The following is a 2,291-nucleotide window of genomic DNA, read 5'->3' on the forward strand; positions in this document are numbered from 1 at the left end:
CTGACAGGTCGGCCAGCATGGCCAGCGCATGTTCGCGGTTTTCCGGTTTGCCGAGAATACGACCATCGAGCACCACGGCGGTGTCGGCGCCCAGCACTACAGCCGGCCCGGTAACGCAGGCAAGGCCCGCGGCGGCCTTGGCCCGGGCCAGGCGTTCGACATAGGCCGGGGCACTTTCGTCGGCAAGCGGGGTTTCATCGATGGGGGCGCTGACGACGCTGAACGGCACGCCGATCTGGGTCAGCAGTTCACGACGACGGGGCGAGCCAGATGCCAGGTAAAGCGTATTCATGCAGACATCTCCCTGTCGGCGGCGGCGTCGCCGTCAGTTGATACGCAAGCGGCGGCGCAGGTCGCGCAGGGCGAAACTGATCCACGGCCAGAGCAAGGCGCTGATCACTGCCGACCAGACCAGTGCCAGGGTGGGCAGGCGGTTGCCGGTCAGCGCGCTGAGCCACAGCTGGATCAGCTGGGCGATGCCGAAGATCACCAGGATGACCAGGCTTTGTTGCCACATGGGGAACATCCGCAAGCGCTGCTGCAAGGACAACACCAGGAAGGTGATCAGGGTCAGCACCAGCGCGTTCTGCCCCAGCAGGGTGCCGTACAGTACGTCCTCGGCCAGGCCCAGCACGAACGCCGTGGTCATGCCGACCTTGCCGGGCACGGCGAGCGTCCAGAACGACACCAGCATGGCCAGCCACATGGGCCGGAACACTTCCATGAACTGCGGCATGGGCGAGACGCTGAGCAACAGGCCGATGGCGAAAGTCAGCCAGATGACCCAGCCGTTGTTGCGGCGTGATGCAGCCATCATTGCCTCCGGGGTTGAGCGGGTGCGGCCGGCGCGGCGGCAGGCGCGACAGCCGGGACTGCAGGCTGCGCGGCCGGCGTGGCCGGCGCTGCAGGGGTGGCTGGCGCAGCAGGTGTGGCAGCCGGCTGGCCAGGGGCGGCCAAGCCCTTGCGGTCGGCCTCTTCCTGGGCAAGGGCTGCGTCGGTGGCACGCTGTTCCGGGCTACGTCGGTCGCTGAACACCAGCAACATGTAGCGGCTGCGGTTGAGCGCGGCCGTGGGAATGGCACGCACAATGGCGAACGGCTGGCCGGAATCGTGGATCACTTCGTTGACCGTGGCCACCGGGTAGCCGGCAGGGAAACGCTGGCCCATGCCGGAACTGACCAGCAGGTCGCCTTCCTTGATGTCGGCAGTATCGGCCACATGGCGCAGCTCCAGGCGCTCCGGGTTGCCGGTGCCGCTGGCGATGGCGCGCAGGCCATTGCGGTTGACCTGCACGGGGATGCTGTGGGTGGTGTCGGTGAGCAGCAGCACCCGCGAGGTGTAGGGCATCAGTTCGACCACCTGGCCCATCAAGCCGCGGGCATCGAGTACCGGCTGCCCCAGGAACACACCGTCACGCTCCCCTTTGTTGATCAGGATGCGGTGGGTGAACGGGTTGGGGTCGACCCCGATCAGCTCGGCCACTTCGACCTTTTCGTTGACCAGCGCCGAGGAATTGAGCAACTCGCGCAGGCGCACGTTCTGCTCGGTCAGAGCCGCCAGCTTTTGCAGGCGCCCCTGCAGCAGCAGGGCTTCGGTCTTGAGCTTCTCGTTTTCGGCGATGAGTTCGGTGCGGCTGCCGAACTGGCCGGCCACGCCTTGCCAGGCACGCTGCGGCAAGTCGGTGATCCAGTACGATTCCATCAGCACCAGGCCCATCTGGCTGCGCACCGGCTTGAGCACGTCGAAGCGCGCGTCGACAACCATCAACGCGACCGACATCACCACCAGAACGAGCAGGCGAACGCCCAGCGAAGGGCCCTTGGAGAAAAGCGGTTTAATGGGCCGTTCCTCGTGGACGACTCAGGAGGTCATTGGACATGGGACAACGCACCAGCCTGGTTGCGGATTGATGGATACGGCGCCCCAACGGGCGCCAGCACGGCACATACAGGTAGCACTGTGCGTACTACCTGTAAACCGGATGCTCATGAACAGCGAGCGGGATCACTCGCTGGAGAGCAGGTCCATCGCGTGCTTGTCCATCATCTCCAGGGCACGACCACCGCCACGGGCGACGCAGGTCAGCGGGTCCTCGGCGACGATCACCGGCAGGCCGGTTTCCTGGGCCAGCAGCTTGTCGAGGTCACGCAGCAGCGCGCCACCACCGGTCAGCACCAGGCCGCGCTCGGCGATGTCGGAGGCCAGTTCCGGTGGCGATTGCTCCAGCGCGCTCTTGACCGCCTGGACGATGGTCGCCAGCGATTCCTGCAGCGCTTCGAGCACTTCGTTGG

The 2,291-nt window shown here is 66.1% G+C and carries 4 protein-coding genes; all 4 read right to left on the minus strand.

Annotated elements, in window-relative coordinates:
• Nucleotides 1-292: nucleoside triphosphate pyrophosphatase (locus HP547_RS28345; RefSeq protein ID WP_172288803.1), on the minus strand; the 292-nt coding region annotated here is incomplete at its 3' end.
• A gap of 33 nt (nucleotides 293-325) precedes the next feature.
• A complete protein-coding gene (gene mreD, locus HP547_RS28350) occupies nucleotides 326-814 on the minus strand; it encodes a rod shape-determining protein MreD (RefSeq protein ID WP_172219009.1) in 489 nt (162 codons plus the stop codon).
• The gene (gene mreC / locus HP547_RS28355) at nucleotides 814-1,839 is read right to left on the minus strand and encodes a rod shape-determining protein MreC (protein WP_172219017.1); all 1,026 of its coding nucleotides are present in this window, start codon (nucleotides 1,837-1,839) and stop codon (nucleotides 814-816) included. The genes mreD and mreC overlap by 1 nt, the downstream gene beginning before the upstream one ends.
• Before the next feature lie 165 nt (nucleotides 1,840-2,004).
• A partial coding sequence (locus tag HP547_RS28360) for a rod shape-determining protein (RefSeq protein WP_172288805.1) occupies nucleotides 2,005-2,291 on the minus strand: 287 nt, incomplete at its 5' end.

The sequence above is a fragment of the Pseudomonas sp. CM27 genome (assembly GCF_013179515.1).
In the GTDB taxonomy this organism is placed as follows: Bacteria; Pseudomonadota; Gammaproteobacteria; order Pseudomonadales; family Pseudomonadaceae; genus Aquipseudomonas.

Coding starts and splice junctions, on each gene's coding strand:
- mreD (WP_172219009.1), bottom strand. CDS start 814: ATGGCTGCATCACGCCGCAACAACGGCTGGGTCATCTGGCTGACTTTC.